General features: G+C 29.6%; 29 protein-coding genes. 10 read left to right on the plus strand and 19 right to left on the minus strand.

Annotated features, from left to right (window positions below):
• Positions 1–38: 38 nt before the first annotated feature.
• Both MOV42_RS07945 and MOV42_RS07950 read right to left on the minus strand, forming a co-directional pair.
• Positions 39–590, minus strand: coding sequence for a thiamine phosphate synthase (locus MOV42_RS07945; RefSeq protein WP_324170656.1), 552 nt, complete (start codon positions 588–590; stop codon positions 39–41).
• Position 591: 1 nt separating this feature from the next.
• A complete protein-coding gene (locus MOV42_RS07950; protein WP_324170657.1) occupies positions 592–1,038 on the minus strand; it encodes a hypothetical protein in 447 nt (148 codons plus the stop codon).
• Positions 1,039–1,149: 111 nt separating this feature from the next.
• Between MOV42_RS07950 and MOV42_RS07955 the strand changes: the two genes are divergently transcribed.
• The 3 genes from MOV42_RS07955 to MOV42_RS07965 are packed head-to-tail and all read left to right on the plus strand — an operon-like array spanning position 1,150 to position 4,071.
• Positions 1,150–3,258 (plus strand): ribonucleoside triphosphate reductase, encoded by a 2,109-nt coding sequence (locus MOV42_RS07955; protein WP_324170658.1) that lies wholly within the window; start codon positions 1,150–1,152, stop codon positions 3,256–3,258.
• The gene (nrdD, locus tag MOV42_RS07960; protein WP_324170659.1) at positions 3,255–3,407 is read left to right on the plus strand and encodes an anaerobic ribonucleoside-triphosphate reductase; all 153 of its coding nucleotides are present in this window, start codon (positions 3,255–3,257) and stop codon (positions 3,405–3,407) included. Before MOV42_RS07955 ends, nrdD begins: the two co-directional genes overlap by 4 nt.
• Positions 3,370–4,071, plus strand: a complete 702-nt coding sequence (locus MOV42_RS07965; protein WP_324170660.1) for an anaerobic ribonucleoside-triphosphate reductase activating protein — start codon at positions 3,370–3,372, stop codon at positions 4,069–4,071. The genes nrdD and MOV42_RS07965 overlap by 38 nt, the downstream gene beginning before the upstream one ends.
• A 2-nt stretch (positions 4,072–4,073) precedes the next feature.
• Here the strand turns inward: MOV42_RS07965 and MOV42_RS07970 are convergent, their stop codons facing one another.
• Positions 4,074–5,201, minus strand: coding sequence for a glycosyltransferase (locus MOV42_RS07970; RefSeq protein ID WP_324170661.1), 1,128 nt, complete (start codon positions 5,199–5,201; stop codon positions 4,074–4,076).
• Positions 5,185–6,561 carry an FAD-dependent oxidoreductase gene (locus MOV42_RS07975; protein ID WP_324170662.1) on the minus strand — a complete coding sequence of 459 codons (1,377 nt, stop codon included), beginning with the start codon at positions 6,559–6,561 and terminating at the stop codon, positions 5,185–5,187. The genes MOV42_RS07970 and MOV42_RS07975 overlap by 17 nt, the downstream gene beginning before the upstream one ends.
• A 160-nt stretch (positions 6,562–6,721) precedes the next feature.
• Here MOV42_RS07975 and MOV42_RS07980 point away from each other — a divergent pair, with 160 nt between their 5' ends.
• Positions 6,722–8,434, plus strand: coding sequence for a nitrite/sulfite reductase (locus tag MOV42_RS07980; RefSeq protein WP_324170663.1), 1,713 nt, complete (start codon positions 6,722–6,724; stop codon positions 8,432–8,434).
• A gap of 20 nt (positions 8,435–8,454) precedes the next feature.
• On the opposite strand, the gene adk is transcribed toward MOV42_RS07980, so the two are convergent.
• Positions 8,455–9,102: an adenylate kinase gene (gene adk, locus MOV42_RS07985; RefSeq protein WP_324170664.1), complete on the minus strand. Its 648-nt coding sequence runs from the start codon at positions 9,100–9,102 to the stop codon at positions 8,455–8,457.
• Between the two features lie 191 nt (positions 9,103–9,293).
• On the opposite strand from adk, the gene MOV42_RS07990 reads away from it, so the two are divergent.
• The 3 genes from MOV42_RS07990 to MOV42_RS08000 all read left to right on the plus strand — a co-directional run bounded on the left by MOV42_RS07990 (position 9,294) and on the right by MOV42_RS08000 (position 12,380).
• Positions 9,294–9,479 (plus strand): transcriptional regulator/antitoxin MazE, encoded by a 186-nt coding sequence (locus tag MOV42_RS07990; protein ID WP_324170665.1) that lies wholly within the window; start codon positions 9,294–9,296, stop codon positions 9,477–9,479.
• Positions 9,473–9,805 carry a type II toxin-antitoxin system PemK/MazF family toxin gene (locus tag MOV42_RS07995; protein ID WP_324170666.1) on the plus strand — a complete coding sequence of 111 codons (333 nt, stop codon included), beginning with the start codon at positions 9,473–9,475 and terminating at the stop codon, positions 9,803–9,805. Before MOV42_RS07990 ends, MOV42_RS07995 begins: the two co-directional genes overlap by 7 nt.
• 208 nt (positions 9,806–10,013) lie before the next feature.
• Positions 10,014–12,380: an N-6 DNA methylase gene (locus MOV42_RS08000; protein WP_324170667.1), complete on the plus strand. Its 2,367-nt coding sequence runs from the start codon at positions 10,014–10,016 to the stop codon at positions 12,378–12,380.
• Positions 12,381–12,433: 53 nt separating this feature from the next.
• Here MOV42_RS08000 and MOV42_RS08005 read toward each other — a convergent pair whose 3' ends face one another.
• Both MOV42_RS08005 and MOV42_RS08010 read right to left on the minus strand, forming a co-directional pair.
• Positions 12,434–13,099: a response regulator transcription factor gene (locus MOV42_RS08005; RefSeq protein WP_324170668.1), complete on the minus strand. Its 666-nt coding sequence runs from the start codon at positions 13,097–13,099 to the stop codon at positions 12,434–12,436.
• 3 nt (positions 13,100–13,102) lie between these two features.
• Positions 13,103–14,308, minus strand: a complete 1,206-nt coding sequence (locus MOV42_RS08010; protein ID WP_324170669.1) for a PAS domain-containing sensor histidine kinase — start codon at positions 14,306–14,308, stop codon at positions 13,103–13,105.
• A 30-nt stretch (positions 14,309–14,338) separates the two neighbouring features.
• On the opposite strand from MOV42_RS08010, the gene MOV42_RS08015 reads away from it, so the two are divergent.
• Together MOV42_RS08015 and MOV42_RS08020 are read left to right on the plus strand one after the other, a co-directional pair.
• On the plus strand, positions 14,339–15,913 hold the full coding sequence (locus MOV42_RS08015; RefSeq protein ID WP_324170670.1) for a flagellar hook-length control protein FliK: 1,575 nt from the start codon (positions 14,339–14,341) through the stop codon (positions 15,911–15,913).
• Entirely contained in the window at positions 15,910–16,158 is a 249-nt protein-coding gene (locus MOV42_RS08020; RefSeq protein ID WP_324170671.1) for an EscU/YscU/HrcU family type III secretion system export apparatus switch protein, read from the plus strand. Before MOV42_RS08015 ends, MOV42_RS08020 begins: the two co-directional genes overlap by 4 nt.
• A gap of 383 nt (positions 16,159–16,541) precedes the next feature.
• On the opposite strand, the gene MOV42_RS08025 is transcribed toward MOV42_RS08020, so the two are convergent.
• The 12 genes from MOV42_RS08025 to MOV42_RS08080 form a co-directional block, all read right to left on the minus strand.
• A complete protein-coding gene (locus MOV42_RS08025; RefSeq protein ID WP_324170672.1) occupies positions 16,542–16,748 on the minus strand; it encodes an addiction module protein in 207 nt (68 codons plus the stop codon).
• Positions 16,749–16,868: 120 nt separating this feature from the next.
• Positions 16,869–17,216, minus strand: a complete 348-nt coding sequence (locus MOV42_RS08030; protein ID WP_324170673.1) for a hypothetical protein — start codon at positions 17,214–17,216, stop codon at positions 16,869–16,871.
• 164 nt (positions 17,217–17,380) lie between these two features.
• Entirely contained in the window at positions 17,381–17,590 is a 210-nt protein-coding gene (locus MOV42_RS08035; RefSeq protein WP_324170674.1) for a hypothetical protein, read from the minus strand.
• Positions 17,591–17,594: 4 nt separating this feature from the next.
• Positions 17,595–17,888 (minus strand): BrnT family toxin, encoded by a 294-nt coding sequence (locus tag MOV42_RS08040; RefSeq protein WP_324170675.1) that lies wholly within the window; start codon positions 17,886–17,888, stop codon positions 17,595–17,597.
• 61 nt (positions 17,889–17,949) lie between these two features.
• The gene (gene polA / locus MOV42_RS08045) at positions 17,950–20,667 is read right to left on the minus strand and encodes a DNA polymerase I (protein ID WP_324170676.1); all 2,718 of its coding nucleotides are present in this window, start codon (positions 20,665–20,667) and stop codon (positions 17,950–17,952) included.
• Entirely contained in the window at positions 20,668–21,477 is an 810-nt protein-coding gene (locus MOV42_RS08050) for an HDOD domain-containing protein (protein ID WP_324170677.1), read from the minus strand.
• Positions 21,478–21,532: 55 nt separating this feature from the next.
• Complete coding sequence (locus tag MOV42_RS08055) at positions 21,533–22,243, minus strand: sulfite exporter TauE/SafE family protein (RefSeq protein ID WP_324170678.1); 711 nt, start codon at positions 22,241–22,243, stop codon at positions 21,533–21,535.
• 7 nt (positions 22,244–22,250) lie between these two features.
• Positions 22,251–22,757: a hypothetical protein gene (locus MOV42_RS08060; protein ID WP_324170679.1), complete on the minus strand. Its 507-nt coding sequence runs from the start codon at positions 22,755–22,757 to the stop codon at positions 22,251–22,253.
• A gap of 140 nt (positions 22,758–22,897) precedes the next feature.
• Entirely contained in the window at positions 22,898–23,371 is a 474-nt protein-coding gene (locus MOV42_RS08065) for an HD domain-containing protein (protein WP_324170680.1), read from the minus strand.
• Positions 23,372–23,425: 54 nt separating this feature from the next.
• On the minus strand, positions 23,426–24,259 hold the full coding sequence (locus MOV42_RS08070; protein ID WP_324170681.1) for a tyrosine-type recombinase/integrase: 834 nt from the start codon (positions 24,257–24,259) through the stop codon (positions 23,426–23,428).
• A complete protein-coding gene (locus tag MOV42_RS08075) occupies positions 24,234–25,223 on the minus strand; it encodes a hypothetical protein (protein WP_324170682.1) in 990 nt (329 codons plus the stop codon). The genes MOV42_RS08070 and MOV42_RS08075 overlap by 26 nt, the downstream gene beginning before the upstream one ends.
• 4 nt (positions 25,224–25,227) lie before the next feature.
• Positions 25,228–25,824 (minus strand): hypothetical protein, encoded by a 597-nt coding sequence (locus MOV42_RS08080; protein WP_324170683.1) that lies wholly within the window; start codon positions 25,822–25,824, stop codon positions 25,228–25,230.
• A 118-nt stretch (positions 25,825–25,942) separates the two neighbouring features.
• Here MOV42_RS08080 and gatC point away from each other — a divergent pair, with 118 nt between their 5' ends.
• On the plus strand, positions 25,943–26,233 hold the full coding sequence (gene gatC, locus MOV42_RS08085) for an Asp-tRNA(Asn)/Glu-tRNA(Gln) amidotransferase subunit GatC (protein ID WP_324170684.1): 291 nt from the start codon (positions 25,943–25,945) through the stop codon (positions 26,231–26,233).
• Positions 26,234–26,235 lie beyond the last annotated feature (2 nt).

Consider the following 26,235-nt stretch of genomic DNA (forward strand, 5'->3'; position numbering starts at 1 on the left):
TTTGTATTTGAGTTAATACTATTATATAACTTTTAAACTTAATAAAAATACCTAATAGATGCAAAACCATAAACTTTTGTATTTTTGATTTTTTCTATTTGTTTTTGTTCAACTATTCCACCAAGAGCGAAGATATTTATATCGCATTCATTTACTAATTTTTTTAAATCTTCTACACCCTTTGGCTTTCCTTTATTTGGAGAAGTAAATATCGGACTATATGTAACAGCATCTGCTCCTAATTGTTTTGCCTTGAAAACTTCCGCATGAGTATGCGTACTAATAATGACTTCTAAACCTAACTCTTTCGCATATTTTATTTTATCAAACTGCGAAGAAGTAAGATGAACGCCTGTAGCATTTAACTCTTTAGCTAACTCAACATTTTGATGTATAAAACTTTTTATGTTTTCAAACTGCGAACAAACTTCTATAAAATGAGATGCTTGCTTATCATAATTTGGATTTGACTTATCACGATATAAAGCATATGTAGGTAGATGTTCTTTAAATTGTTCATGTAAAATATTACGAAATATTGCTGGAGTATCTGTATAAAACTCTCTAGAAGTTATAAGATATTTATGCATATTATCTCAAAAGAGGATTTGGGGAACGCAATTTAGGAGCCTCAAAAACTACTTTTCTTGACTCTACTTTAGCTTCATGCCTTTCCTCTACACCTTTAACATGGTATTTTAAGCGTTTAAGCAAGTAAAGTTCATCATCACTATATTTGCCCATAGCTTCATCTAAGTATGCAAGTAAAAAGTCTAATTTCTCTCTCTCATTTTTCAGCTCAATACTATTTATTTGCAAAAGTACACCATCATATTCATCATCACATTCAGATATAAAATCATACGATAAGTCAATAGTTTTCATAGTATCAAGAGATGCTATAAAAGAAAAATGATTATAAAGTAGACAACCTACAAAATACTCAATATCTGAACTTTCAAACTCAGAGTATTGCTTTTCTTCATCACTAAAATGTTCATGCCAAATTTTTAAAGTTTTATCTATTTTTTTATTCATGCATATATTATACACTTTTATCTACTAATGACACATAAGTGACAAAATTTATTATCACTCTTTAACTCATCTTTTTATAAACTTCTTATAATAATTTCATGAGGAATATCAATGGTTGAAAATATATTAAAAAGAGATGGAACACATAAAGAATTTTTGTCTTTTAAAATTGAAGATGCGATTAAAAAAGCTTTTAAGAGTGAACGAACAACCTATGATAGTGCTATATTTTTTAATGTATTAGAAAGATTAAAATCCAAGCGTATTGTAGCGGTTGAAGACATTCAAGATGCTATTGAAAAAGAACTATATAAAGGTCGTTACTTTGATGTTATGCGTTCTTTTATACTTTACAGACATATGCATAAAATGCAAAGAGATAACCTTCTTGATGAAGATACAACCTACATAAACTCAACTCAAACCATTGAAGAGTATATAAATGGAACTGACTGGAGAATCAAAGCAAACTCAAACACAGGTTACTCAAATGCTGGACTTGTAAATAACACAGCAGGAAAAGTTATAGCAAACTATTGGTTAGATAAAATTTACTCAAAAGAAGAAGGACATGCTCATAGAGATGGTGACTACCATATTCATGATTTAGATTGTTTAACAGGATATTGTGCTGGATGGAGTTTAAGAGTTCTTTTAGATGAAGGCTTTAACGGGGTTAGAGGTAGAGTTGAAAGTGACTCACCTAGACATTTTCGTGAGGCATTAGGACAGATGGCAAACTTTTTGGGCATACTACAAAGCGAATGGGCAGGTGCTCAAGCATTTTCATCATTTGACACTTATTTAGCTCCTTATGTTTTTAAAGATAAACTTCCATTTTTAGAAGTTAAAAAAGCTATTCGTAGTTTTGTGTATAACTTAAATGTTCCTGCTAGATGGGGGCAATCTCCTTTCACAAACATAACTATCGACTGGAGTGTTCCTGATGATTTAAAAGACCAAATCCCGACATCAAAGACTCTGCATCTATTTAAAAATCTACTTGATAGTGAGCTTGAGAATGAAGCAAAACAAAGAGGTTGTGACTCTTTAGGAGATATGACATACAAATACTTTCAAAAAGAGATGAACCTAATAAACAAAGCTTACTATGAAGTTATGACAGAGGGGGACAAAACAGGTCAGCCTTTTACTTTTCCTATTCCTACGGTAAATATAACAGAGGATTTTGACTGGTATGGAGAAAACACAGACTTACTTTTTGAGAATACAGCAAAAATTGGTTCTTCTTACTTTCAAAACTTCATCGGGTCTCAATACAAAAAAGATGAAAATGGAAAATTAGTAGAGAATGAAGAAGCATATAAACCCGGGCATGTTAGAAGTATGTGTTGTCGTTTACAACTTGACTTAAGAGAGTTACTAAAGCGTGGTGGTGGGCTTTTTGGAAGTGCTGAGATGACGGGAAGTATAGGCGTAGTTACTCTAAATATGGCAAGACTTGGTTTTTTATATAAAGGTGATAAAGAATCTCTTATGATTAGAATAGACCAACTTATGAATCATGCTAAAAATACTTTAGAAAAAAAACGAGTTTTTATTCAAGAGATGTATGATAGAGGTTTATTTCCTTATACTCAAAGATATTTACCTGGATTTAACAACCATTTCTCAACTATTGGAGTAAATGGAATGAATGAAATGATAAGAAACTTTACCTCAGATGCTTACGATATTTCTTCACAAAAAGGTATAGAGTTTGCAACAGATGTTTTAAACCATATGAGAGAGAGAATGGTTGAGTTTCAAGAAGCATCTGGAAATCTTTACAACCTTGAAGCAACACCAGCCGAAGGAACAACTTATAGGTTTGCAAAAGAAGATAAGAAAAGATATGGTGACAGCATCCTTCAAGCAGGAATGGATGACAATATTTACTATACAAACTCATCGCAAATTCCTGTTGATTTAACTTCTGATCCATTTGAAGCACTAGACCTTCAGGATAATTTACAAACAAAATATACAGGAGGAACAGTCTTGCATCTATACATGCAAGAAAAGGTAAGCTCAACTGAGGCATGTAGAAAGTTAGTTAAAAATGTTATATCTAACTTTAGGCTTCCATATATAACGATAACACCTCTGTTTTCTGTATGTCCAAAACATGGTTATATTTCAGGAGAACATGAATATTGTCCAAAATGTGATGATGAAATCATAAATAAATTTAACAAAGAGGAAGAAAAAGTATCATGAGTAAAAATGAAATATTAGTAAATTTAAAAGAGAAAAGACAAAAGTGCATAGTTTATACAAGAGTAATGGGTTATCATAGACCTGTAGAGAGTTTTAACATAGGAAAAACAGGTGAACATAGGCAAAGAAAACAATTTACTGAGTGCTAAAGTCATATACGACTTAACAAAGTTCACGCATCTAGACTATGAAAACCATCTATCTTGTATAGTTTGGTTTAGTTCTTGTAATATGAGATGTGATTATTGCTACAACAAAGAAATAGTTTTTAGTAAAAATGGAGATTATTCTTACAACGATGTGTTAGAGTTTCTTAGTACTAGAATAAATCTATTAGATGCTGTTGTTTTATCTGGTGGGGAAGCAACTTCACACTCGTTAGTAGAATTTTGTAAAGAGATAAAAAAACTCGGATTTAAAATTAAACTAGATACTAATGGAACTAATTTTTTAGAAATAAAAAAACTTATAGAACTAGAGCTTTTAGATTATATAGCACTTGACTATAAAGCACCAAAAAATAAATTTACCAAAATCACTCATTCAAATAAATATGATGAATTTTCAAAAACACTAGACTTAATTATAGATGCTTCAATAAGTTTTGAAACTAGAACAACTCTGCATAATGACTTGTTAAATGAAAATGACATAAATAAAATTATAGATGATTTAGTACAAAGAAAGTATCTGGGAAAATATTATATTCAAAGATTTTTAGAGACTGATATAAATATAGGGAATCTTAGCGAAGCATCTATGGAATTTGATAAATCACTTCTATCAGATAAGATAAAAGTGATTTGGAGATAATGCTAAAGTGACTCTAACTCTTCAAAAAGTTCTTTTGCCATTATCTCATAGTTACGCTTATGCTTAAGAAGTTTAGCTTGACCAGAGTGTCCCATATCAGCAATTTCTCCTTCACTCATAGCAATACTTTTCTCTATTGTAGCGGTGATTGAATCTACTTCAAAAGAACAAAACAGAGCATCTTCATCAGATAATATTGTACGGTTTTTAGGGTTATCTGTTAATATAGTAGGAATAGCGCAAGTATAATAATCCATAACTTTTGCAGGTATAACGGTATTATAAACCGAAATATCTGGAAGTAAAGCAATACCAATGTCACAATCATCAACTTGAACTAAAAGTTCATCTAAATTACCTGCTTCTCTAACAGTAACCTTTCCAACTAAACTTGGGTAGTTATTTAAAACTGTTTGAGCATACTTTGGATTAAAAGTTGAGATATTCAAATGCCATTCTTGAGATTTGACTCTTGAAAATGCAACTAAGACTTGTGCAAAATTTCTTAAACCATCAAGTGTACCAACATAGATAAAGTTACGATCAGCTCCATCAGAAATACGGTGAGAAGTAATTCTATTTGGACAAAGTCCTGCTGGAAGAGGGTAACTTCTTACGCCACTATCAGCATAAAATACTTCTTCCATATCTTTAGATGTTGGCATAAAAAGGTCACACTCTGACAAAAGGCGTTGTTTGTTAAATTTTTCAAAATAACCACCAACAGTTTTTAAAAGACTTGCCTTATTCTTCTCTTTATTTGCAGCGAGGGCTTCTTCTGTTTTAGGAAAAGATGCTCTATATCCGAGTTTAAAACCAAACTTAGAACGATTTTTAAGAGTATCACTTAAAACATCAAGCATATTTCTTACAAAAACATAACTAAAAGAGTTTAACTCTATATCTTTAGACTCTAAATAATCACAAATATTCTTTGTATATTGTTGAGGAACAATATAATCAGTTCCTTTTTTTTGAAAACTATTTTTATACTTAGTTAAATAAACAACATGAACATCAAGATACTCTTTTAAGTAACCGTTAAATAGCGCACTAATTGATCCATGGTCAGTATACTCATGCTGATCTGTTATATATAATAGTTTTTTCTTTTTATTTTCGTTTGACATTTTTATCTCCTTTGGTAGGTTCTTTATCTACTAATTCATCTTCAAATTGTTTTTTATTGAATTTTAAATTTAAATGCTCACAAATCACTTCAACATCACGAACTGCATTTCCTAAACAAGATGTAGCACCTGGAGATGGAGTCATATTAAATATAATTCCTTCTCCTGTATTTATAGATGCTTCACCAAGCATAATTTTTTGCTTCTTTTTGTCAAGAATCTGAGGTCTAACCCCACCAAAACCTTTAGCATAAGAAATATCATCTTCAGTAAGTGAAGGAACAATTTTTCTAGCGTCTTGAACAAATAGTTTTTTATTAATAAAAGGAACTTCAAACATAAAGTTTTTAAGTACATAGTTGCGAATATCACTATCTTTAAGTAAATCATAAAAGATTTTAATGATATTATGGTCAAATCTTAATGTTTTGATAAAATCAAGATAAGTACCTGATCTAAAACGCTCTAGTTTTGGAAGCATTAGCGCAGTCGGTCCAAATCTAGTAAAGCCATTTACTAAGATATCAGGGTCACCATGAAGTGCAGCAAACGGAAGCTTAGGGTTTTGAACCATATAAACTTTTCCGTTTAATATTTTGCGGTCAGCAAGATAAAAACTACCTGCCATTGGAAGACAACCAAAATCATGACCATGTCCCATCTTATGTGCTAAGAAAAGACTGTGAGCACCTGCATTTACAACAACAAAGTCAGCAGTAAAATGACTCATTGTAGTTTGAATATGGTAAGTGCTTCCGATTTTTTGAATATTTTCCACTTCATTATTAAAGAAAATATCTGTAACTTTGTCTTTAATTTTTATTGTTTCATCTATAAAAGAATCACTCAAACCTTTAAAATCACAAGTAGTATATTCACCTTTTGCGCCCATTCCTACAATATCTTCAGGACGCTCTTGTCCATTTTTATCATAAATGATTGCAGGCTCCATTTCTGCTAGTTGTTCTTTGTTATAAAGCTCCAAATATGGATAAAGACTTTTAAACTCTTTAAAACGGTTTTTTATATACGCAACTTCTTCAAATCCTACACCAATAGCTAGTTTTTGGTGAGCAAACATTACCTTGTCTTCAAGCTTATACTGAAGACAATATTTCTCAACCATTTTAGCAGTTTTCTTAACAGCAGCAGCTTTTTCAAGTGTATAATTTGTTTCTATATCTCCACAATGAATGGTCTGTGAATTTGCAGAACCATTTGAGTTTAACGAAGCAAGCGAGCCGTATTTTTCAAGTAAACAGATTTTACTAGCATCTGTATATCTACCTAATTCATAAAATAGAGCAGCGCCTGAAACACCGCCTCCTACAACAATTACATTATAATGGTGTTGTGTCATTGATTCCTCTTATTCTTTGTTGGATTTTGTATTAGAGAAAATTATACATCAATAATTATTAAACCTATATATAATTTATTGAAATACTTCATCAAATTTTTATCAAATTTTATATAATAATTTGCTAAAATAGGCTCAATAAAAATTGGAGCCTATTTAAATGCAAAATGAAGATTTAAATTCTAAGTTAAACAAAAGAGAAAGATATAAAGCAAGACTTAGACCTTATGATTACTTTAGTGAATTTGAAAGCCTTGACTTTGAAAATCTTGGTGAGGGAGATAGATTTTTTCTTCAAGATTTTGGAATATTTACAACAGATTTTTTAGAAGATGAATTTACTATGCGTATCCGTGTCCCTGCTGGTCGTCTTAGTGCGCAAGAATTTTCATATATTGCTGATGTTGTTGATGAGTATGATTTAACTATCATTATCACAGCAAGAGGAGGTTTACAACTTCACGAACTTGAATGTGATAATGTTTTAGAAATCTGGAAAAAACTCAATACAAATGGTCTTACTACATGGCAAAGCTTTGGTGATAATATCCGAAATATTGTCACAAATGTTTATGATGGGCGAGGAAAATATTGCGAAATAGAAACTTACCCTATTATTATGCAGATGCAAGATTATATAGTAAAAAATCCTCGTTATGTTGGTATGTTACCTCGTCGAGTTTCCATTGGAGTTTCTGGTAATCGTGCAAGTGTTACTTCATTTTTTGCCAATGACCTTTACTTCGCACTAGCACTAAAAGATGGAGTATATGGTTTTAATGTTTACATGGGTGGTAAAAATACAGAGATAGCTAAAGATGCAGATATATTTTTACTTAAAGAAGAAGTTTTTGACTTTTTCAAGGCTTTTGTTGAAGCTTTTTATCTTCATGGCTCTCGTTTTTCTCGTTCAAAAACTCGTTTATTTTATATGATTGAAAATATTGGTTTAAAGACTTTAAAACAACATATAGAAAAAGAGTATGGCAAAACTTTTGAGAGTGCTGGTAAAATTCAACTTGAAAAAGTTGTATTTTCTCAACATGAACAACTTCGAGATGGAACTTACGCATATTGTTATCAAACAGATTTTGCACGCCTAGATGCTAAAGAGATGAAACAAATTTCAAAACTTTCATTAGAAAAAAACTTAGACATTAGACTTGGAATTGATCAAAACATATATCTTCTTGGACTCCCTGATAAAACTACACCTTTTCCTTCACCTGCACAAAGTGCTACTATCATAACATGTGCTGGTAGTTTATGCCCATACTCTTTTTGGAGCATAAAAAATGAAACTAAATACTTACCACTAGAAAAAATTTCAGAGCATAGTATAAGTGTTGGTTTTTCTGGCTGTATAAAAGGATGTGGGAGACATCGTCATACGGATATAGGTTTAGTTGGACTAAAAACAAATAACTTTGGTAATACAGATGGCGGGGCAAGAGTATTTGTTGGTGCTGTTCATACAGATGGTTTAAGTATTAGTAGAATGCTTTTTTCTATGGTACCACTTGTACATCTTCATAAAACTTTAGATTTAATCATAGAGTTATATGAACTAAGCGGATATAAAAATTTCGAAGAGTTCTCAGATGCCATCTTAAATAAATTCTCAGAAGAATTTTTAGCGCTCTGGCTATTAGCAAATTTAACAACAAATAAAGCTATAAAATTAGAGCCGACAGACAGTGGTTTTGAGTATGAAAAAAATCTTTTAAAAGAAACTTTTAGTGAGGTTGATTTTATAGAATCGATTGAAGAAAAATTTGCTCCATCTGTAAGTGCTTTAGCTAAAAAGCTATGGACAGTTGCGGGTGCTGACCCAGTTTATAAACCAAAACTAAACAGAGTTAACTTTCGTTAATTCTGTTTTAGTTTAAAACTCTAACCTAGTTGAGAAGTAATAGCAGTTTCAACATCAGAAATATCTGCTGTTCCATCTACTGTTATATAAGTTAAAGAAGCTTTAGCTTCTGCTTGAGTTTTGTAGTAGTTTATAAGTGGCTGAGTAAGCTCATGATAAACTTTAATACGATCAGCAACTACTTCTGCTTTATCATCATCTCTTTGAACTAAATCTTCACCAGTAACATCATCTTTTCCATCTACTTTTGGTGGGTTGAATGTAACATGATAAGTTCTACCAGATGCTAAGTGAGCACGACGACCTGACATACGCTTTACAATTTCTTCATCAGGAACATCAATCTCAATAACAGCATCTATCTCAATACCAGCGGCAGTAACAGCATCTGCTTGAGGAAGTGTACGAGGAAAACCGTCTAAAAGAAATCCATTTTTACAATCATCTTCTACAATACGGTCTTTAACAAGCCCAATAATAATCTCATCAGTTACAAGTTGTCCAGCATCCATAGCTTTTTTAGCCATTTTACCCATATCTGTGCCAGCTTTGATAGCTGCTCTTAACATATCACCAGTAGAAATTTGAGGTATTCCATACTTCTTGGTTAAAAATTGTGCCTGTGTACCTTTACCAGCACCTGGAGCACCTAATAAAATAATTCTCATATCACATCCTATAATTTAATTTATGCAAGTATAGAATAATTTTCTTTAAAATATTTTATATCCTATACCTTTTAGATTAATTATAAGTTTTTTTGATGTTTTTACCCGTAGTCTTGAACTACTTAAAGTTCTAAGCATCGCGAACAATATCTAAAATATAAAAGGAGGGTTTAAGATTTCCAAAAGATATAATGAAAGAGTTACATTTAACTATTGGTGATAAAATGAAAATTTTAATTGAAAATAAAAAAATTATATTAGAGCCAATAAGAGAAGAAAGAATAAAATATAATATTAATGATTTAGTTAAACAATTACCAAGTAACTACAAAACTTATGAAGAATTTGATAATAAAATTGGACTAGAAGAGTGGTAAAATATATTCCTGCACAAGGAGATATTGTAGCTTTAAATTTTGACCCACAAAGTGGACATGAACAAAAAGGCAGAATACCTGCAATAATTATAAGTAATAAAATATTTAACCAACATTTAGGTTTAGCATTTGCTTGTCCAATCACAAATACAAAAAGAGACTTTCCTTTTCATATTGAAGTGAAAAGTGAAAATATCACAGGTTTTATTATGGGAGAACAAATGAAATCAATAGATTATAATTCAAAAAATATAAAATTTATTGAAAAAGCAAATCAAAAAACTATAAATCATATATTAGGTATAATAGATAGTATCATACAATGATGCGTACAACAAATCAAAGGATAGAACAAGATTATAATGGCGAAAATATCTTCTTATCCAATTAATATTAAATTTTAGATAAAATGCAAATATATAAATTTCTTAATTGGTAATGATTAGTCTATATAAAAACATTACAAAATGACATGCTTTTAAATAAAATTTAATTTTTATGTTAAAATTTACAAAATAAGAATAGGATATTAAAATGGCGAATGAGAGAATTACAGAAGATATAGTAAGAGAACATTTTAAGAATGATATTTTAAATATAGAAAATGAAATATTCATAGAAGAACAAAAATCAAAACATAGATCTAACTTATTTGATAATGCATCAAAAAAAGGAACAAGTAATAAAGGATATCCAGAATTTATAATTTCATTTAAAAAATATCTTAATTTTATTATAATAATTGAATGTAAAGCAGATACAGATAAACATGAAAGTGATAATAGAAATTTGCCAGTAGAGTATTCAGTTGATGGTATTTTACATTATATGAAATGCGTAAGAAAAAAAAATAAAGATATTGATATACTAGGAATAGCCGTTTCAGGATTAAATCAAAATGAATTAAAGGTATCCAACTTTCTATTTAAGCATAATTCTAATATTGAAGAATTACAAGACAAACACTTATTATCATTTAATTCTTATTTTAAACTATATGATATGCACGACTTTTCAATAAATTTACAAAATTTAAAAATTATTGAAAAAGCTGTTGAATATAATGGAAAATTAGAAAACTACTCAATTCCCACTACGGAAAGAGCAACATTAATAAGTGGTATATTACTAGCACTACAAAACAAACGATTTAGAGATAGCTATCAACAAAGTAGTGATGTCGTAGATTTAGTTAATTTTATATTAACATCTTGTGAAATTATTTTAAAATCGAATAAAATTGAAGAAGAACGAAGAGAAAGTATATTAAGAGTATATTCAACAATAAAAAATCATAAAATTACTACTGCTAAAACAATAAAAGATAAAAAAACAAAAAAGAATATTCCTAATACATTGATTAGTGATTTAGTATATGAAATAAAACAAGATATTTATCCTTTAGTAAATTACGATAATTCTGGGTTTGATGTACTAGGAAAATTTTATACAGAATTTATTAAATACTCAGGTTCTGATGGTAAAACTGGTTTAGTTCTTACTCCAGCACATATAACCGATTTATTTTGTGATTTGATTGATTTAAATGTGGATGATGTTGTATATGATTGCTGTTGTGGTACAGGTGGTTTTTTAGTTGCCTCAATGAAAAGAATGATTAGTTTAGCAGGAAATGATGCTGAAAAAATAATTTATATTAGAGAAAATCAATTAATTGGGACAGAAGAAAGAGCTGATATGTTTACATTTGCTTGTTCTAATATGATGATGAGAGGTGATGGGAAATCGCATATTTATAATGAAGATTGCTACAATGATAAACATAAACAAAGAATTAAGAAATTAAAACCTACCGTTGTTATGTTAAACCCTCCCTACTCTGTTGGAGCAGATGGTCAATTAGATTTTATTTTAAATGCTATGGAAAGTTTACCAAAAGGAGGGAGATGTATAGCAATTGTTCAAATGAGTTGTGCATTAGATACTCCAGCTGTTTTAAAAAAACATAGACAATTATTAGAATTGCATACCTTAGAATCTGTAATAACAACACCTATAGATTTATTTTATCCATCGGCAAGTGTCCCAACTTGTATAATGGTATTTAAGGCATATGAAAAACACAATAATAATAAACCATCTTGGTTTGGAGCATTTAATGATGATGGTTTTATAAAAAGAAAAAAACAGGGTAGAATTGATATTGGATGCTACAAGGAAAAACATAATCATTTACTATCTAAATATAGATATTATGAAGAAGCAAATTTTTCTGTTTTAAAAAATGTTTCGGATAAACAAGAGTGGTGTGCTGAAAGCTACATGAATATTGATTATGATAATAATAATGAAGATGAATTTATAAATACAATCAAAGAATATCTAAGTTCACTATTTCTTTTTAGTAAGATTAATTCAATTAGCGAGAAAAGTTTATCTAACAGTAAAACTAATACAACAAACAAAAAATACTTACCATTTTTATTAACAGATTTATTCAATATTGAAAAAGGCGAACGATTAAATAAAGAAGAAAGAGTTTTGGGAGAAATTCCTCTATTAACATCTACTTCAATGCAAAATGGTGTTTCAAATTTTATTAGCTATGATGAATTTAAAGATAGTAAAAAAATATTTAAAGATAAAATAACTATTGATATGCTTTGTAATGTATTTTATCATAATTATGAATATTTCAGTGATGACAATATACATACATTAATATTTGCAGACAAATATAAAAATAATGATAATATTTATACTTGTATTTTTATTGCAACATTATTAAAAAAATTAATTATAAAATTTGCTTATGGAAGACAAGTGAGATTAAAAAGATTAGATGGTGAGAAAATATTACTGCCAGTAACTAATAATAATATAGATTGGGAATATATGAAAAATTATATAAAATCATTGTCATATTCAAGTAATTTATAAAACAGATAACAAATCGTAAAAATCGAACAAGGCTATACTGAGTTTTTCTCTCTTTAACTTATCTTATAACCTACTCCTTTTAGATTTATTATAAGTTTTTTTGATGTTTTTACCCGTAATCTTTTAATAAAAGTTCTAAGTCTATCATCACTAACCTCTTCATTCCATATTTCTCTTTTTATTGCTTTATCATCTAGTATATTGTCTTCAGTATTTAAAATAAGTGTAAAAAATTTAACTTCATTTTTTGAAAGTGCTATAAATTTGGAGTTTTTATAAAGAGATTTACTTGTTTTGTTAAAGTTAAAATCGTCACTTAGCTCTACAAGTTTATCTTCAAATTCATTAGATATAAAACTTATATAATCAAGTATCTCATCAGGATCATAAGGTTTTAAAAAATACTTTATAACTCCCACATCAATAGCTTCAAAAAGTTTCTCTTTCTCACTAAAGGCACTAAGTATAATGATAGGGATACTTTTATCTATCTTTTTTAATTCTCTCGCCATATCTAAGCCTGACATATGGGGCATATTTATATCGGTAATTACTATATCCGGTGAAATTTGCAGAAATTTTTCTATGCCCTCTTTACCATTAGATGCCAATGTAAAGCTATAAAAACTATCTCCTATTGCATTTTTCAAAAGTTTTGCAATATTTTCTTCATCTTCAACAAATAAAACACGCAATTTTTTTAAACTTTTATTTTTCATAGGTTAAGACTTTATCAAAGGAATTTTGATACTAAAAGTTGTTAAACCTTTTTTAGAACTAACACCCATGTAACCCTCTAAACCTTGTTCACAAATCATCTTTGACATAAATAGACCAAGTCCTGTTCCACTACTTTGATGTTTTGTAGTAAAGTATGGTTCAAAAATTTTTTCTATATTTTCTTTCTCAATTCCACCAGCATTATCCTGAATCTCAATATAAGCAAAATCATTATCTTTTTTTGTTTTTATATTTATCTCTCGGATTAAAATACCTTTACTAATAAAAGCATCTGTTGAATTTTTTATAAGGTTTATAATAACTTGAGTTAATTCATTTGAGATGCCAAGAACTTCTAAGTCTATAAAGTCAGTGTTTACACTTATCATCTCTGCTTTTAATATTTTTTTTAAAAGGCTCAAAGATTCATTTATACTATCACTTACATTAAATGGATGCTTCTCTTTATGAGGTCTAAAAAAGTTTGTAAAATCATCTATAGTTTTTGACATATTATTTATAATAGATTTACTTTCTCTATAATACTCCAAAAATTCTTCTTCATCATTATTTAGAGCTGATTTTTTCATATTAAAGTTACTTAGATTTAACTCTGTTAAGGGCTGTCGCCATTGATGTGCGATGTTTGCGAGCATCTGACCAAGAGATGCTAGCCTTGATTGCCAAAACATCACCTTTTGCTTCTCTTCATTTTTACTGATTTCTTTTTTAACGCGATTTTCAAGTGTTTTGTTTAACTCTTCTAGTTCTCTCGTTTTTTCTTGAACACGATTTTCAAGTGTTTTGTTTAACTCTTCAAGTTCTTTTTCTTTTTTTTGCAACTCTTCTTTGTAAAAAACTTCTTGCGTAACATCATAACGGATAGCTATAAACTCTGCTATATTGTCATCTTCATCCAAGATAGGGATAACAGTAGTATTTACATAAAAAGTTGAGCCATCTTTTGCTATATTTTTTACAGTATCTTTATGTATTTTTTTAGCTTTTATTGTGTCCCATAGAATTTTAAATGTTGATACATCTACATCTGGATGCCTTACAATATTGTGGTTTTGACCAATCAACTCTTCTTGTGTGTATCCAGAAATCTTACAAAATTCATCATTAACAAAAGTAATTATTCCTTCCATATCAGTTTTAGAAATTATATTGCTCTTCTCTATGGCTTCTTTATACTGCTTTAACATAATGCCATTATATAGATGCTATACTTAAATATGATTAATATCTCAAATAACAAGCACCTTGATATTATATTACCAAATACAAACAAGGCTTTAAAAGAGGTTTTAAAAAGTGCCTCGCCAAAAGAGTTAGAAGTCTTAACTCAAAGTAAAGACCTAAAATCAGTCATAAACTCCCTGCTTCAAGAAAGTTCCAAAAACTCAGCATCTGATAAAACAATTTTAAATTTAGTTAAAAACAATCCAACTTTAAAAAATCTAGGAACTATCTCTTCAACTATAAAAGACTTACTAAATTCTTTAAAATCAACTCCACAAAATCAAACAACAGAAAAAACTCCACTTCCAATAGAGAAAGTTTTAAAAGAGTTTCTTATAGATATAAAACAATTAAGTGAAAGTGTCTTAAAAACTAAAATCACAAACTCTGGTATTTTTTTAGAATCAAAACTTAAAAATGTACAAAACCCTCAAGTCCAACTAAAAGAAACTCTAAACTCTTTACTAAAAAGTGTTGAGAAAAGTTCTATCTATCCTGTAAAAGTTTTAGATAAATATATAAAAGAAATTTTAAATAGTCTGGTTATAAAAAATACTACAAATAAATCTTTAACTACTAATACACCAGATGATAAACAAGTCTTAAGTAAAGTTGCAAAAATAGTAGAAAAAATCATCCAAACAATGCAAACAAACCTAAAAAATGAAGATATCACTACTACAAAAGAATTTTCAAAAATCTTAGAAAAGCTTCAACATACAATAGAACCAAAGGTTTTAACACCAGAAAATTTTAAAGTAGCATCTATACAAGAGAGCATTGTACAACTTTTACCACAACTAACAAAAAGCCAAGTTCCAGAAGCTAAAGGTCTTTTTGATGCTCTAACAAAAATTTTAAAAATCCTACCAAATACCTCACTAGAACAACTAACACAAACAAAAATACCACAAGAGATAAAAAGTGCCATAGAACCACTAAAAAGTGCTATTGCCAATACTGACACGCTATTTTCAAAAGACACCAAAGCTTTGTTAAACAAACTAACAACTCTTGATACTCCACAAAAACTCAGCTCAACTCAAAATGTAAAAGAGATAATTGCCAATGACTTAAAATCTGTTTTACTAAAAACAGGTGAAGAAATAGCAAAATCTCCTATAACAAACCAAAGTGAAGTTTTAAAACATATAGATAAACTATCTCTGCAGATTGATTATCATCAATTAGTTTCTCATCTAAACAATTCATCTTCTTTATATTTGCCCTTTTCATGGGATGCTTTAGAGGAAGGGACTTTAGATATAAGAAAAGATGAAGATGATAAATTTTACTGTGATATAGAGTTGAAACTAAAAGAGTATGGGGAGTTAAGTTTGCGTTTGGTTTTGTATGAAAAAAACCAAATCAACATCAAAATACACTCTGATAATATAGAGTTTCAAAAAATCATAAAAGAGAATATCCCAACTCTTCGCTCAGGTTTGATAGATGCTAACATAACACCAAGAGAAATTCGTATACTAGATGCTAGTAAAAGAACACCTATATCGCCTTATGAGAGCCAAACAAAAGCTATAAATGTAGGGTTTGAGGTAAAAGCATGAGAAAAGCAGCCGCACTTAGATATAACAAAGACAAAGAATCCGCACCTCGTGTTATAGCAAAAGGAAAAGGTGAAACTGCACAAAACATCATAAAAATTGCCGAGCTTCACAACTTACCAATCAAAAAAGATGAAGACCTCATCGAGCTTCTCTCAAAAGTAGAACTAGACAAAGAAGTCCCAGCAGAACTGTATAAAGCAGTAGCAGAGGTTTTTAGTTTTATTTATAAGGTATCAAAGAAGTAGTAAAATAATTCATATTAATCATACATTTTATTTGATAATTTAAGTGCAAGCTTTTAATTTTTAAGTTAGCTTCTATCTTTCCAGTAGTTTGGCTTTCTGTTGAGTTGCATAACAGCTAAAATAATAATTTTATTATCTCTTTGATAGTAAATTATTTCAAATGGAAATCTATTTGTTAAACATCTTCTTATATTTCCATCTAATTTTTGCCAAGCAATTGGGAATTTTAAAATTCTTTAAATTGTTTTGTAAACTTCATATGCAAATTTTGAACCAAGGTCTTCTTTACACTCTTGATAATAATCAACAGAAGTATTTAATTCTAGTTCAGCATCTGGATGAAAAGAATATGTAATTTATAAATTAAGTCTTTGAAAGATTTTTTAAAAAACTTCATCTCCATCAACAAGAGATACTCTGTTAGTTTCAATATCAATTTTTCTTTTATTTACTTCTTCTATCCATAGTGGATCTATCGAAGTGTTTGCAGGAACGATACTTGCTAATATTTTATCAACAATTTCAGTTTTTAAATCTATTGGTAAAATATCTATCTCATCGAAAAGTTGTTCTTGTTTGAAAGCCATCATAATTAACTCCAATTTTAAATACACACCATTATATCAAAATAATGTATATCTTGAGAAATAGAAAGCCGCGCTTGGCTTTCTATTTCTATCCTATTACTTGTTATATTTACGGTGTTATTTTTATACATCTTGAAGTATGTTTCCTAGTGAGCCAATTAAAATGATTAATCCAGTATAAAATAAAATATTAAATATTGATTTCCAATTTCTAGACTTTTTTGATAATGAAAAAAGCCCAATAATAATTAATGGTAAAGCAAATACTTTACCAAGAATAAATCCTATTGAAGCTTGACTAACAATAAAAGCAAAATATAGATTTACAAAAATTATTAACATTGTAATAATTGCAAATATGCTATTTGGTTTAGAATTTTCTGTAACTTTTTTTTCTTGTTTTGAATAAATTATCATAGGGATAATACCAAAAACAATGACGATTACTAAAAAAATACTGATTTCTAACATGCTTTAAATCCTTTTATAATGAACATAACTATTTATTTAACATCATTATATAGATTAAACTCAAAATAGATAATTATCTACTTCAACTCACCCCAATTATCACCAATGTTCATACTAGCTTTAAGTGGAATACTTAACTCATAGGTATTTTCCATTATGTTTTGTTAGACTTCAGCCCTTGTTAGTTCAATAAGCTCTTTGTCTTTGAATAGTAAATTGTTTACAACTTGAGTAACAGTTGTATTTCGCTCATTAGCAATTTTATTTATAAAATCTTCAAGTTCTGAATCTAAATATATTGGTAAGTGAAAATTTGCATTTTCTTTATAAAACTTTCCTCTTGTACCTTTTGAAAAATCATATTCTTTTTGCATTTGCTTATCCTTCATTATAAAATTTTATTTCATTTTTTGTTGCTTTTCTTGCACTTATAATTCTTATATTATAAGTCTTTTCATTTACTGAAATATAAGTATGAATAACAACAAGTGTTCTGGTTTTCATATCTAATCCAATAGTGGCCCATCGTTCTTCATCTTCACTATGGCTTTCATCAAAAAGGGAGATTGACTTCTTGTCTTTAAAAATTGAGGTTGCATCTTCAAAGCTAATGTTATGTTTAGATAAATTACTTTTTGCTTTTGTTGGATCCCATTCAAAATTATAATTCATTGAAAGCCTTGTATATTTTATATATTGTATCAAAAATAAAAAAATATTACGAAAAACAACTCTATTTCAGTTCACCCCAATTATCACCAATGTTCATACTAGCTTTAAGTGGAATACTTAACTCATAGATATTTTCCATTATGTTTTGAAACTTCTCTCCTAGCATCTGTGCCTGAGGGGCATCTACTTCAAAGATAAGTTCATCATGAATTTGTAAAAGCATCTTGGCATCTAAGCCTTCCTTTTTTATAACTTTTGCTATCTCATTCATAGCAAGTTTGATTAAGTCACTTGCACTTCCTTGAAACACACTATTAACCGACTCTCTATCATAAGCTGCTCTAAACATAGGAGATGCTGTTTCATAGTCAAAGTATCTTCTTCTTTTGAGTAAGGTTTCAATATAGCCCATCTCTTTAGAGTTATCTACGATTGAGCGAAAGTATGTTTTAACAGTTGGAAAAGACTCGAAATATTTTTCAATAATCTCTTTAGCTTCTTTTGTTGTTATACCAAGAGTTTGTGATAGTTTTTTTTGCCCCATTCCATACAGAAGTCCAAAGTTTACAGTTTTAGCAACTGCTCTTTTTTTAGGAGCTTCGTCTTCTCCAAAAAGAGCAATAGCCGTTTGTAAGTGAATGTCTTTATCTGCTTTAAAAGCATCTACTAACACACTATCTTGTGAGTAGTGAGCCAGAAGTCTTAACTCTATTTGTGAATAGTCAATTCCTATAAGCTTCTTACCCTCAGATGCCACAAACGCTTCTCTTATCTTTAAACCCTGAGCAGTTCTAGCAGGGATATTTTGAAGATTTGGATTTTTAGAACTTAGTCTTCCTGTTGCCGTTCCTGTTTGGACAAAAGAAGTATGAATCCTAGAGTCTTTATCTAAAGCTGATAGTTTTAAAAGTGGCTCTATATAAGTAGAGTAAAGTTTATATGTTTCTCTATACTCTAAAAGAGAAGTAATTATCTCATGTTTATCTTTTAGCGAACTTAGTACCTTCTCATCAGTAGAGTAACCTGTTTTTGTTTTTTTACCAACAGGAAGTCCTAGATGCTCAAAAAGTATAACACCTAGTTGTTTTGTTGAATTTATATTAAACTCACTTCCAGCTAAAGCATAAATATCTTTGGTCAACTTAGATAGCGTAACTTTAACCTCTTTTAAAAACTCTTCTAAAAAAGAAGAATCAACTCGTATGCCATCTTTTTCCATATCTAGTAAAGTGTTTATAAAAGGAACTTCTACTTTTTTTGAGTAGTCTATCAGATGCGAAGCATCTTGGAGTTCTAGTTTTTCATTTAAAAGATAAAACAGTTTTAGTGTAATATACGCATCTTCAGCCGCATATTTAGTAGCATCCTCTAGCTCTACACTTGCAAAAGTTTCACCTTTTTTAACTGTATCTTTAAAAGCTACCATTTTATGATTTAAAAGTTTATCTGAGAGTTTGTCAAGACCTAAAGCACTTTCTGAGTTTATGAGCCATGCAAGTATCATACTATCTGCATAAACATCTAAGTCATTCTCATTTAAAAACCTAGTTACAAAATGAAGGTCAAACTTTATGTTATGCCCAACTACTTTAGAATTAAATATCTTTCTCATAGCAGATGCCACAACCTCTTTAGAAATTTGTTCAGGTACTCCTAGGTAGAAGTGAGCGAATGGCACATAAAAAGCTTCTTCATCATTAAAACAAAAACTAAAACCAACTAAAGAGTTTTTATCATAGTCAAGCCCTGTTGTTTCAGTATCAAAAGCGACAATAGTCTCTGGAGTTAAACTATCTAAGATTTTTTGCAACTGTGACACTTCACTTACAAGAGTTGCTTTGAACTCTAAGTTTTTACTCTGTGTTTCTTGTGCTACTTCTGCTTTTACTTGCGTTTTAACTTCATCACTCACCATATTTTTAGCATGGATTACTCTAAGAACAGCATTTTGTTCATACTTTACAAGTTCATCATAAATATTTAAAAATGGATTCTCAACATCCATTTTATACTCTTCAAAATCAATAGAATCTAAAACATCATTTTTAAGCGTTACAAGCTCTTTTGACATATAGGCTGACTCATGTGACTCTTTAAGCTTCTTTTGCACTCCTGGTGGTTTAATCTCATCTATATGAGTATATATAGAGTCAAGTGTCTTATACAGAACTAAAAGTTTTTCAGCTCCAACCTTTCCTATGCCTTTTACACCTGGGACATTATCTGCACTATCTCCTAAAATTGACTGATAATCTATAAACTGCTTTGGCGTTATACCGTACTTTAAAAAACAAGCATCTTCATCCATATTTTTTCTTTTTATAGCATCTATAACCACTACTTTGTCATCTTCTATGAGTTGGTAAAGATCTTTATCGTGAGAAACCACCCTAACTTTATACTCTTTTTCTTTTGCAAGTTTTACAACTGTTGCTATCATGTCATCGGCTTCGAAGCCTACTTTACCTAAGGTCTTGTAACCCATTTTTTCTATCCACTCTATAGCAACTGGAAGTTGCATACTTAACTCTTCTGGCGGTGGCTTACGATTTGCTTTATAATTTGGGTCTATCTCATTTCTAAAAGTAGGACCCTTAGTATCTATTGCAAAGATAATATAGTCACTATCATGCTGTTTTTGTAAAGTTGATATAAAATTTGTAAAACCTGTTAGGAGTCCTGTTGGAAAGCCATCTTTATTTTTAAGATGCTGAGGAAGTGCATAAAAACTACGAAAGAAAAAACCAAAAGTATCTATAACTGTAACTACCTTAGACATCTATAATACATCCAACATATCATCAATAGCATCTTCTAAAAGTTCATGATTATATCCAGCATCACTTGCTTTTTTAAGTCCAAAGTTTATAGAAACCTCAGAAAATGGCTTATTTACAGGAACTACTGTTTTTATAATATGCAGTGCTGTTGCATATTCCTTTATAGACTCGGGTGCAAATGTAGGGGCATCTGAGTATCTAATCATCTCAATAAAATCACTATCAAATCCCCAATGCTTAAATATAATTGCTGTGACTTCAGCACAACTCATATCAACATAAGATTTCTCAACAATAGCGATGTTATTAGTTGTTCCTATCTCAGATGCAAAACTTATAGTTTCATCATCTTCAATAACATCACTAGCTATTAGTATCTTTCCTGTTTCTTGAAGAAGTGTTGCAAAATAGAGTTTGTCTGCTTTGATTTTATCTAAACGATTATACCAATTAAAAATAAGTGCAGATTGTTGTGTTGATATATCTGCAAACTGTTGAGATGTGATGCCATAAGGTTGCATATCAACATTTAAAAGCTTTCGAACAGAATTTCCCAAAGCAATAGAACGGGTCATACTCATGCCAAAAAGGCTTACTGCTTGAGATGCATTTTTTATATCTTTTGAAAAACCATAAAAAGGAGAGTTCGCAGCTTTTAAAAGGTTTGCTATTATCATAGGGTCATGCTCAATTGCTTTTGCCATATCAGCTATTCCAGCTTCTTCATCTGCGTAAACTTTATTTATATCTATTATGGTTTTTGAAAGTGGAGGCAGTGATTTTATACTATCGAGAATTGAGCTTTTCATAAATAAATCCTATTTTAATTTAAACTTATTATATCAGGTTACAAATAAATACTCTTTAAGTATGACACTCTGTTAATGTTTTTTCAGGTCTTGTAATGTAGTCGTAACCATTATAAATTGTATAAACACCATATATAACCACAGCAATAGATGCCAAAGACATCATCATATTTCTAAAACTTGTTGCAGAAGTAAGAGAGGTTAAAAAACCCAAGCCAAACATAGCAGGAACTGTGCTTAGTCCAAATACCGCCATAACTAATGCACCATAGACTGGACTTGCTGTACTAGCCGCAGTTATAGCGAAAAAGTAAACAAAACCACAAGGAAGTAAGCCGTTTAACATTCCAAGTAAAAAGAAACTTAGATTTGATTTGGAGTTTAGTACGCTTTTAAAAGCTTTTTTATAAATAGAAGAAGATGAAAAAGAATGCTCTATAAGAGTTAAGAACTTTATTTTTCCCATCAAGGACAAACCAGCTAAAACCATTGCAATTCCCGCAAAAATTAGTAAAGCTCCATTTGCATTATTACTAAAAGTAACTACTCCACCTATGGCACCAAAAATTGCACCTAAAATAGAGTATGTAAAAACTCTACCAAAAGAGTAGAGTAGATGTGCTACACTTTTTGTCACTTTAGAGCTTTGTGGTTCTATCTTTATGGTTGAGTATGCCAAAACTATACCACCACACATTCCGATGCAATGACCAAAAGAACCTAAAAATGCTATACTCATAATAGTTAATATATTTACAGTTTCCATATTTGTTCTATTTGTTCCCTAGAAGTTGTTTTCTTATATGAGGATTATTAAGAGTTTCTCCTCTTAACATTCTTAACCTCATTGTATCAAAATTCACATATCCGAAAGCTTTTTTTTCATAAGCACCAAAACCATACCCCATTGGTGTTTTATCTATTAAGGAGTAAAATGCATCTCTTGCATCTACCCACTGCTTTGTATCTTTACTCATAACCCAGATTATAGCTTCATCTTTAAACTCTTTATCTTCAAGCCATTTTACAAAACCGCCATGGTCATGAAAAAACCAAGTTTGTGCTGATGGCGATATAACTTGAGAAATATACTCCATATTATCAATAAGCATTCCGCAGTCACTATCTTGATATTTGTTTATTTGCATCTTAATAGGTAGTTTTTTTGTATTGTTTTTTATAGTAACTATCATCTTATTTTGTGAGGCTAAAGATAAAAAAACTGTAACAATAATAGAAACAAAAACAGATATTATAAGAAAAGGTAACAATTTTTTCATCATTTTTACAAACTCCACATATTATTTGATTAATCAAATATAAAATGATATTTCAACTACTTTATAGAACTAATATAGTGTTATAAACTATTTTAGACGAGCATTAATACACATTAATTATCAAAAAAAAATATAATTAATTAAATTCTTCTTTTACCTTTGCCTAAATCATCATAAACAAGAAATCTTGCTAAATCATCTTGCATTTCACTATCAAGATTATCCCAAATTGTTTTTTTACTTTTATATCTTGTTTGATTTTCATGTTGACTCCAGTCCATATCTCTTATAAGATAGTGATAACGAACTATCTGTTTCGTATAGTCACTTAAAAAAAACCAATTTTTTATAAGTTGATAAGAGGTTTCCTCATGGTCTGTAAAACTATACTCAAAAAAAGGCACCTCATCATCATGCTTATCATATGCTACAAATGGTTTTCCAATATCGTGAAGAAATGCTCCACCAATAAGCTTATAGTCTTTTGCCTTTAAAGCATAGTATACAACTCTTAAGGTGTGTAAAAAAACACCGTGTTGGTGCCATTTATTTTGTCTAAAGAGTAACGAAATTAAAAAAGTTTTTGATAACATTTTATTTTTTATATTTTTCATAATTGATATTCATTCTTATTTTCTTAGTTATAATATTATAACAAAAAAAATACTTTATGCCAACGGATGGCAAACTTCCACAGTTTCCTTTAAGTCTTGCTTTTGAACATGCGTATATATTTGTGTTGTCATCAGTGATACATGACCTAACAACTCCTGTACAACTCTTAAATCTGCTCCACCTCGTATAAGTGATGTAGCATACGAATGACGAATAACATGAGGTGAAACTTGTAAATATTTTTTAGTTATCTTATAAGCAGATATACGGCTTAAACTATCTCCTTTATAATTACACCAAATATACTCACTATCTGACTCTCTTTTTTCCATATATACTCTAATAGCATCTACTGCTACTTTAGCAACGGGAACTACACGCTCCTTTTCACCCTTTGCATGTCTTATATGTAACCAACCTTCTTCTATGTCTTCACCTCTCAAAGCCAAACACTCACTAATTCTTGTTCCACTAGCAAACAAGAACAATATTAAAGCATAATCACGAAGCCCTAGCCAACTACTTCTGTCTATGTATTTTAAAGCATTTTGTATATCTTTATATGATAAAAATTTAGGAAGAAGTTTTGGTATTTTCGCAAATCTATATTTTATTTGCTCATCTTTAAACTGACTTTTATAACAAAAATCAAAAAAAGCATTTAGTGTAGATAGTTTTCTATTTAGGGTTCTTTTATTCTTATACTTTGCAAGAACACTTAGAACACTATCTTGATTTAGCTTTATTAAAGAAGCGCAAGTCGCTTCTTCAATTTGTAACAAGTCACTTCGGTAAGCTTCTACAGTTTTTTTACTAAGTGCTCTTGTTACGCTAATGTATTCTAAAAAAGCTTCTAGCTCATTACTCAAATGAGATATACTCATCATCTATGTAAAATATTTTATCTGCTACAAAAATATATCCATCTTCAATATCAACTTCATAAACATCATACTTTAGTAAATCTTTTGATAATTCAATAATATAACCTTCTTTTTCTAAAGCATATATTTTATCTTTATGCATAATTAAGCCTAAAAAATGAGCAAATGGAAATTTAACTTTTGCATTAACTTGTAAATCTGGTGTTAAAGAGATTATCTCACCTTGTTTTGTAGTTATATAAATATATATATCATCATAAGCTATGTTTCTTATCTCATAACTAACTCTTATCTCTTTTTCTGCCATAGAAAGTATTTTATTTCCAGTTGATGCTATTAGTTTTGAGTCAACTACTTTAAAATCAATAATATTATTAAAATTATCTTCAGAAGAGACTATAACAGTTCTTAGTTTCTTTTTTAGTTTTACATTTACAATTACAATTTTCCCATCTAAAGTCAAAAATACAACTAAGTCCTTCATAAAGTAAGGGTTTACTATTTTTGCATTTACAACTACGGGTGGAGAGCCTTGAATTTTTACAAGAAGAGAGTTTTGTGAGATAGAATACAGAGCCATCTCATTATCAGCGAATAAAACAGCTAAAATATCATTTTTAGCACTCGCTGCAGCAATAGTCTTTTTGAGATTAAAAGTTTTTTTCATAGATGCGTCTTCTATGTAGTTAATAGTAAGTTCTCCATCAATACTTGAACTAACAATCCAACCATCACTACTACCAAGAAGTCTATGTGATTCTTCAACCTTAGTTTCAATCACACCATCTTTCAAAAGAACTTTTCTACTCTCAAGCATCGCAACATCAGAAGAAACATCAACAATTCTTTCTTTTTTTGTTCCGTAAAATTTCCAATCATCTTTTACTATTTTTGGCTCATACACTTCTTTTGAACTACATGCTCCAAAAATAAAAGCAATTAAAAATAGTAATAATATATTTTTCAAAATCTTACTTTACTCCATAATGAAGCAGAGCAGATGCAATCTTTGCAAATGATGATTGAAGTGGAACTTTTTCTAGTATTTCATGTGCTTCATCAATTTTAGATTCACTCAAAAGTATGATTGCACTTTGAACTAAAGCTAAATCTTTATATATCGCGTCTTGCTTTGAAGAGTACTCATTTAAAGATTTTACATCTTTATTGTTTTGTGCTAATTCATAAGAAGCTAAATCACCAAGCATAAATGCTGAAGAATTTTTAATCTCTTTTAAAGTTATAAAATCTTCATTTGCAACAGCATTTGAATAAATCCAAACATCGTATAAATTTGGAGATACATTTTTAAGAGTTAACAGTGCTTCAGAATTTGTAGAATCTATATTTAAAGTAGTTAAAGCTTCATTTGCGGAAGTTACTTTACTTTGTTTATTTAAGTCATAAGCTATATTAGCTCCAACCAAAACTATCACTACAACTACTGCGACTATCATTTTATATTTATATTTTTTTACAAATCTTTCAGTAATAACTGCTTTTTCAAAAAACTTTTCTTCAGAATTCAACTCTTCTTTTACCATATTTATATCATTTTTTAAACTCAAAAATATTCCTTATTTCAAATAATTTCAAATAATACCCTTAAGTTTGTTAAAGTTTCATCAAACACATAGAATAATTTTGATACAATTATTTAAAATTAAGTAAGATTAGGAACTATAGATGCAAGTAGACGACGCATTACTAACAAAACTAGAAAAACTATCTTTTTTAAAAGTTTCAGATAACAAAAGAGAATCAATAATTACGCAACTTTCAGAAATAATGAGTTTTGTAGATAACTTAAGCGAGTTAGACACTGATGGTGTTGATGATAAGTTCGCTATGAACAATAACGCAACATTTACAAGAGAAGACTTAATATCTTGTAAAACTAGCGTAAATGACGACATTATAAAAAATGCACCTCTTAGTGGTGACCACTTTTTTATAGTACCAAAAATCATAGAATAAGA

This window comes from Sulfurimonas sp., from assembly GCF_029027405.1.
Lineage (GTDB): Bacteria > Campylobacterota > Campylobacteria > Campylobacterales > Sulfurimonadaceae > Sulfurimonas.